Here is a 7445-nt window from a genome sequence, read left to right on the forward strand (position 1 = left end):
GCCAATCAGGTTACCACCAAACAAATGCAGATTATTCCTGATTTCCATATCAGCAATAATGATGGCGTATTAATTTTGACGCTAAATTCTAAAAATGCTCCTGAATTAAAGGTAAGCAGATCTTACCAGGAGATGTTTGAGCATTACGACAAAGCTTCATCGAAAGATAAAAAGCTGAAAGAAGCTGTTCAGTTTGTTAAGCAGAAATTAGATTCTGCACGATGGTTTATCGATGCAATTAAACAAAGACAACAAACTTTGTTAAAAACCATGAATGCCATTATGCACTATCAATATGAATATTTTTTAACCGCCGATGAGCGTAAAATGCGCCCAATGATCTTAAAAGATATTGCCGATAAAATTGATATGGATATTTCAACCGTATCAAGGGTGGCAAACTCTAAGTATGTGCAGACTGAATTTGGTACTTTCTTATTAAAATCATTCTTCTCAGAAGCGATACAAACCGAAAACGGTGAGGAAGTTTCGAACAAAGAGGTTAAAAAAATATTGGAAGACTGTATTGGTAACGAAGATAAACGCAAACCTTTAGCTGATGAAAAATTAACCGAAATTTTAAAAGAAAGAGGTTATAACATTGCCAGAAGAACCGTTGCAAAATATCGTGAGCAGATGAATATCCCTGTGGCAAGGTTAAGAAAAGAACTTTAGATCAGTTGGCAGTTATCGGGTTTACAATTCAAAGTTTACAGTTACTTTTCTAAAGTATAGAATTTAAATTGCCAAAGAAAGTGTTGCGCTCCAAATATAACTAGTGTATTTATTGTGACTGGGAAAGGAACAGTTCCGTGTGCTTGGCCGTCTGCAGTCCTGCCATTCGCTATAGTCCCGATGAAAAATCGGGAGCTGCCGCTGCTGTCAGGTTTAAGCACAAAGTTTCTGCACCCTGCAACCTCAAAAATAAAAAACTGCCTTGGCCATTTAGCCCCGGTTGCAGCGTTACCCTGCAGCGAGGAGGCACGACGAAGTGAAGCGTGAAAGCGAAAAACGGGAGGAAACTTCCTGTTCTATACAGGTTTTGCGCTCCAACCTATAAACCATACACTTTCATCTACCTGAATACCAGTATATTACCACATTTTAATATACGATGGCACCTTATAGATATTATTCAGCAATAAACCCAATACAATTTCGTGGCTACCATTACTTACCTGATTTAATTGAGATGTTGTAAAATCGTATGAATAAGTTAAATTAACCATCTTGCCAATATTAAAGCCAGCCATTGCTGCAAACGAATCATCTTTACGATAACTTCCTCCTAACCAGATTTTGTCTTTAAAAGCCAATTTCATGTTTAGATCAACAGAAACCGGTGCAGGTGATACGTATTTTACCATTACCGATGGTACTGCAGCAATTTCATCATCAAAGAAAAACTTATATCCTGCGGTAGCAAAATAATGTGGTGCCTCTTTACCTAAATTATAACTATTATCGCCTGTAAAGCTTAATTTTTGTGGTAAAATTTGCTGTACCGATAAACCGGCAAATAACCTTGCGCCATATAACCATAAACCAATACTCAAATCGGGTTTCACCTGGTTAATCAGCGCCCTGTTCATAATCGGATCTACCGGTGTGTCGAAAGTAAGTGCATTTACATCTAACGAGATACTCGAAATACCTGCAGCAACACCTGCCGATAAATTGAAATTATTACTTAGCTGTAAATGATAAGCATAGGTAACATTGGCATCCAACCTTTTTATGGGGCCAGTTTTATCCAATACGGCCGTTACCCCCATTCCATGATGCGACGGCGACGACATGTAGTTTTGCATATAATTACGGTCCATCGGATTACCTGTTTGCTCAGGGAAAGAGGTGAGCGCATTACTCCACAATTGATTATCTCCCAGCGCCCAATGTGCCGATACAAATGAAGTTTGAGGCGCATCGGTAATCCCCGACCATTGTTTACGGTAACCAGCTTTAAAATCGAGGTAATTTTCAATTCCTGAGAGCGCCGGATTTAGCAGATACTGATTAAAAATGTATTGGGTATACTGTGGCTTTTGTTGTGCAAAACCCTTAAATGTTGCAAAAAGTACAAATATGATGATGAGCTTCTTCAATTTATCTGATTATAGTGAGCGGTCCTGTTATTGTTTTTCGTCCGTTACGCGGGTTAATGATATAATAATAAACACCTACCGGAAGCGGTTCATTTTGGTAATTCCCATCAAAAGGAATTTTATATCCAGTGCTAAAAAATACCCTATTTCCATTTCTATTAAAAATTTCGACGGTAGCATTTGGATAAGATTCTAAATATTTAATGATCCAGGTATCGTTTACATTATCGCCATTTGGCGTAAAGGTATTAGGTGGATTTAATACTTGCAAAACTTTTACCAACACTGTTGATGTTGTGGCGCATCCGTCAGGCTGTGTGGTTGCTGTAAGCGTATATTCTGTATCATTATCTGGCGATGCAATCGGATTTAATATATCCGTTTTGTTCAAACCTGTTGCAGGCGACCAATTATATTTCAAATTAGTGCCTTCAGCTGTTGCAGGGATCTCGATCTGTCCACCTGCCAGGATATAAACCAATGTACCTGCATTTGCAACAGGCGATTTGTACACCTCAATCGTATTCGTTATAGAACTAGGGCAACCATTATCTCCCGTAAATGTATAAGTGATGAGATGTGGTCCAAGTCCGGCAATTTTAGGATTAAAGGTACCGTCTGCTTTTATGCCGTCGCCACTATATACGCCTGGCATTCCATTCATTTCTTCTCCAACTTTTTGTTTAGCCTGCGTAATTAAAACGGTGCCATCAGCCTCGCAAACCGGAGTCATCTCCTCAAACACCAATTGAGGCACTGGTTTTAATGTAAGTGTTTGATCTGAATATTTTGAGCAGTTTTCTCCCGAATAAGCCACAAGCCTGATGTTGAATGTCCGATCTGCGGTGCCACCAAAACTGTCGTACTTAAGAACAAAAATTTCGTTATCATCCGGATAAGGGATTGTTTTATAAATGGAAGTTTCTTTACCAAAATCTCTATATATCTCAATTTTTGTAATATTACCCGTAAATACAGTAGATTTATTTTTAATCATGATGTCCTCACTCACGCAGCTATGGTCGTTGATAATTTCGAAATCCACTGCTTTAACATCACCATTAACCGTAAATGGCTTTGATGCGAATGACTCACAACCATCCTGATTTTTCACCGTCAAGAGCACATTATAATTACCCGTGGCAGCAGGCGTAAAAGCGCCATCGACATCCGTTGTAGTGGCTATTACATTATTGTTTTGATCGGTATATTTCCATACAAAAGTTAATCCGGTTGTACTTCCATCAGCATTTTTGGAGGTGTTCTTAAATCTAGCTACACCATCATTCAAACAAAAATCAGGCAGTTCGAAATCAGCAGATTGTGGATCAATTACGGTTACAATTTTACTTTTCACTACACTCACACATCCTTTATCACTTTCGGTTGTTAGCGTAATAGTATAAGAACCAGTAGCACTGTATTGATGGATGGGGTGCTGTTCAGTAGAAGGGGTACTTCCATCGCCAAAATCCCAGGCCCATTTCACAATAGTCCCAGTGCCTTCTATCGTCGATTTTTCTGTCAAAATAATCGGTCTGCCTGCACACAAACCTTTCACATCAAAATCGGATAAAGGTTGAGGGTTAATTACAATTGGAAATGCTGAAGATGTTTCCGAACATTTAGAATCTGTTATGGCCGTTAAAACCACATTATAAGTACCTGGGCGATCGTAAACATGAACAGGGTTCTGCTCAGGAGATGTTTTTCCATCACCAAAGTCCCATAACCACTGTGTAATGCTTCGCGAATTTGAATTGGATGTACTTTTATCAGTAAATTGAACACCATTGGATTGACAACCAGTAGCGGGTAATTCGAATGCGGCAGTAGGCTGATTATCAACCGAAAAATCTATAATCAATTCTTCTGTATTGCCACAATTATCGGCGTTGGGCTTAGTTGCAATTACTTTAAACTGATAATCACCGGGGTTTGGATAATTCAGGTCGTTAGGGTACTTGTAGGTGTAATAAGTGCTAATGGGTTGTCCCGTAACTGTACTGGTAGGCTGAAAAGTAAAGTTCTGAATATTTGCTCCAGCTAAGTATGCGTAAGACTCTACCGTCCCATAGCCATACGAAATTGCTGAAAAACCACCTGCTGCAGATAACCTATGCTGGGGCTGCGTATTGGTCACATCAATTACAGCATAGCTAAATACATTATCAATAGCTGTAAAATTACTTACTGGGTTACCATCCAGCCTAAACGAAGCTATATCTGCTGTTTTAATAATTACATTGAGATAGTATCTGGTGATCTGCGTAGGAACCCCTACTGATCCCAAATCAGAGAAAACCGTTATATTATTTAATGTTTGCTCTACAGGGTTAAGCACGGTTATTTCAGGATCGCCTGGAAATTGCGCTTGATTGGTACCTGTTCCATTGTTTTGATTGCAAGTTTGCGAAGTTTGGTATTGCGCAACAGCAATTGGTTTAGAGCCAGAAATTATATTTGCTGAAGTAGAAAAAAAGGTAACTACCGCTCCCTTATTATATGGATTAGAAAGCGGGGTTCCATTGGCGCTTGTAGTACTCCCATTAACGGTTAATATCGTATTATCGTCAGCTACAATTATCCTCATAATATCGGTATTACCATGAAGAGTATTATAAAAAGGTGCAGTTACAAAATTTTTCCCCCATGCAGAAACTGGAAAAATCTGCTGATACAGGTTATCGCCACCACTCGGATTGCGGCTATTACCTTCATTACAAAATGCTGCCCAGGTATTACCTGTAAATACGGCTACAGGGTTACAGTTCAAGGCTTTAATGTGGCTTCCTGTTAAATCACCAACTGATTGATATTGATAAACATCGCCTTTATTTAACTTAATGGTAAAAGTCGTATTGGCGGTTCTTCCTCCATATCTTTCGTTTTGTTTAGGCGTAATCTCCACATCTGTATTATCAACCGTTCCTACAATTGTAAATTGAGAAAAGCCTTGTTGATTTCCATGGTTTTCGTAGCTAAAGGCATAATATTCTTGTCCAAGTGTGTTTGTTGGCAATACTAAAGTACCACCCGTACGGGCATTATTAGAAATGATACTATACAATGATATTGCTTTAGTGGTAACTACATTAATGGCTTTATTTGGCTCTATTAAATTGGAGCTCCCCATTAATACGGCATAGGTATTTGGATTGATTACAAATGGCAAACAGCTATTGGCCGGAATAGTGGCACCAACCGGAGACACCAAAACGCCCCCAATATAAACCTTATATCCGGTAGCCTGATCTGTAGATAAAAACAGCGTTAACCTGGAGTTATTACCATCAATATGCCCTGCATAAGGAACATAAAAATCTTTTCCCTTATTTGATGTATTTTGAGCAAAAGACAAAGATGTTGCAAAAAGCAAGATAAGCAAAACCAATAAACAATGCCTGCTCATTACCTATCAGTTTAATTTGAAAACGTTATACATGTTTGTTTGATTAGATATGCAATATACTATTAATCAAATCACAAGAAAAAACAATTGGTGCAATTTTAACACTTTTAAGCGAAAAAATCACCTTTCGTGTAATAAACCAGAGCAGTGGTGTAAAAAAGTTTTACATAAATGTATAATTCTTATGAGAAGAATTAATAAGATAAAACCAAAAAGCCACCTATTAAAAGTGGCTAAATGATAAAAATTCAGTTACTACCCTGATCGGACTGATCGCCGCTACCGTATTTTGCAGAGAAATCTTTGGCTTTTTCGTCTGCAGCATTATCGTTATGCTCTTCAGGCTCCAGATTTTCATCCAAGCGGTCATTCCAATCATTTATTCCTTTAACCGGATGTTTTGCATTATCTTCTGTAAAATCGGATTTTGATTTAGCCAGATCTTGTTTTTGATTTTCCATGTTAGCGTTTATTTTAGTTAAAACAGCGCCATTAACAGAAAGTTTTGTTTGTTACAATTATTTAACCGGAGGTTCGTCTTTGGCATCTTTAAATTCTTTCACACTTCTCCCTATTCCTCTCATCAATTCAGGCAATTTTTTGCCACCAAAAATAAGCAGAATAACCACTCCTATTAAAATAATTTCTATTGCAGACATATTTTTATATTTTTCACAATATACGTTAATTCTTCTGAAATGGTTTGGTTGATTGGTTCAATTAGCCATTGGTTTTATTCTCGTTATATAGGAAAGCTCTTGAAACAAGTTACCATTGATAGACTTTCAATAAAAAGAATCGTCATCTCGACTGGAGCGCAGTCCCGAACTTTCGGGAGAGAGATCTATCTTGACAGATTTAGCTTCGCTGAGCACTTCGTGGTTCTCGACTGCGTTGCACTCCGCTCGAAATGACGAATCTTGGGGGAGCTATCTCTTTGAATTTCTATGTTATTTAAATTGATTTTTATACAATAAATTATCTCTCAGGATGACTAAGCGAGGGATAAGCTTTGTTATTGCGTATCCGTGCCAAACTTGTTCATTGGTTCATAACCATTGATCTATAAGTTACAAGAAAGATCCTGAAACAAGTTCAGGAGGACGAAACGACGTAAAACATCAACTCCTAAACACTAAACCATCAAAGCATTCAAAGTTCTTTTTTTTATCTTTGGCACCGCTCCATGGCGCATAAATTCGGCGAAACCTTTTAACTGTTTGATTGATTTAATGGCTTCATATCCTTCATAAGAAGTTCTGATTTTGTTTAGCAACATGGTATCTGTTTTAAACATATCACTTTCAACCAACACCCCTTTATTCAGAAATTTCTTAATTAATTCGGCCATTTTGCCGTTGGCGTAAAGGTGAAGCGGCAGTTTAAACACTTCATTATTCAGTTTTTCAAAAGCTTCATTAATCCAAGCCACCTCAGTTTCTGCATTCACCGCTATTTTCCCATCCTTCAACACAATGGAAGTCAAAAATTCGCGGGCACGCTGACGGGAAATTACCCCACCATGAATACCGTCACGCAAAGTGTAGTCCAAACGATCGGCACAGAGCGATGGCAATGGCTGTTCTAAAATATCAAACGTACCATACAGAATCTGGTTAACATTGTATCCATAATTTAACAGCACATCAGGCACTTCCGATCTGCATAAAACTTCGGCGAAAACCTTTTCATGATAGTCTTCATCTGTATTGTCGAAAACATAATCGCCCACATGAGAAAAAGCAGTATGCGAAATATCGTGTAGCAACCCCGCAATTTGTTCCAGTTCCGAACCACCAAGCATCCTGATCAACATGGTAACTCCTATGGCATGCTCCAACCGCGAATGGCAGATATCCGGATTGACCAAAAATATAGCACAGCTTTGATGAATTCCGCCTAACCTTTTTAAAGCATCGGTATTTAAC

At 38.3% G+C, this 7445-nt stretch carries 6 protein-coding genes; 1 reads left to right on the forward strand and 5 read right to left on the reverse strand.

Features of this window, described 5'->3' with window-relative positions:
• The coding region (locus AC1DND_RS21700; protein ID WP_477584700.1) for an RNA polymerase factor sigma-54 at positions 1–675 on the forward strand (675 nt) is incomplete at its 5' end.
• A gap of 419 nt (positions 676–1094) precedes the next feature.
• Here AC1DND_RS21700 and AC1DND_RS21705 read toward each other — a convergent pair.
• From AC1DND_RS21705 to AC1DND_RS21725, 5 genes are all read right to left on the reverse strand, one after another.
• Positions 1095–2105 (reverse strand): PorP/SprF family type IX secretion system membrane protein, encoded by a 1011-nt coding sequence (locus AC1DND_RS21705; RefSeq protein WP_477584701.1) that lies wholly within the window; start codon positions 2103–2105, stop codon positions 1095–1097.
• A gap of 1 nt (position 2106) precedes the next feature.
• The gene (locus AC1DND_RS21710; protein ID WP_477584702.1) at positions 2107–5517 is read right to left on the reverse strand and encodes a PKD domain-containing protein; all 3411 of its coding nucleotides are present in this window, start codon (positions 5515–5517) and stop codon (positions 2107–2109) included.
• Between the two features lie 248 nt (positions 5518–5765).
• Complete coding sequence (locus AC1DND_RS21715; RefSeq protein ID WP_477584703.1) at positions 5766–5978, reverse strand: hypothetical protein; 213 nt, start codon at positions 5976–5978, stop codon at positions 5766–5768.
• 57 nt (positions 5979–6035) lie between these two features.
• Positions 6036–6176 (reverse strand): Sec-independent protein translocase subunit TatA/TatB, encoded by a 141-nt coding sequence (locus tag AC1DND_RS21720; RefSeq protein WP_083505447.1) that lies wholly within the window; start codon positions 6174–6176, stop codon positions 6036–6038.
• A 476-nt stretch (positions 6177–6652) separates the two neighbouring features.
• The coding region (locus AC1DND_RS21725; protein WP_477584704.1) for an HD domain-containing protein at positions 6653–7445 on the reverse strand (793 nt) is incomplete at its 5' end.

It is taken from the genome of Pedobacter sp. 01N416 (genome assembly GCF_056399685.1).

Bases quoted from the DNA above. Each gene is read 5' to 3' on its own strand.
- AC1DND_RS21710 (WP_477584702.1), bottom strand. From the start codon at position 5,517: ATGAGCAGGCATTGTTTATTGGTTTTGCTTATCTTGCTTTTTGCAACA.
- AC1DND_RS21715 (WP_477584703.1), bottom strand. From the start codon at position 5,978: ATGGAAAATCAAAAACAAGATCTGGCTAAATCAAAATCCGATTTTACA.
- AC1DND_RS21720 (WP_083505447.1), bottom strand. From the start codon at position 6,176: ATGTCTGCAATAGAAATTATTTTAATAGGAGTGGTTATTCTGCTTATT.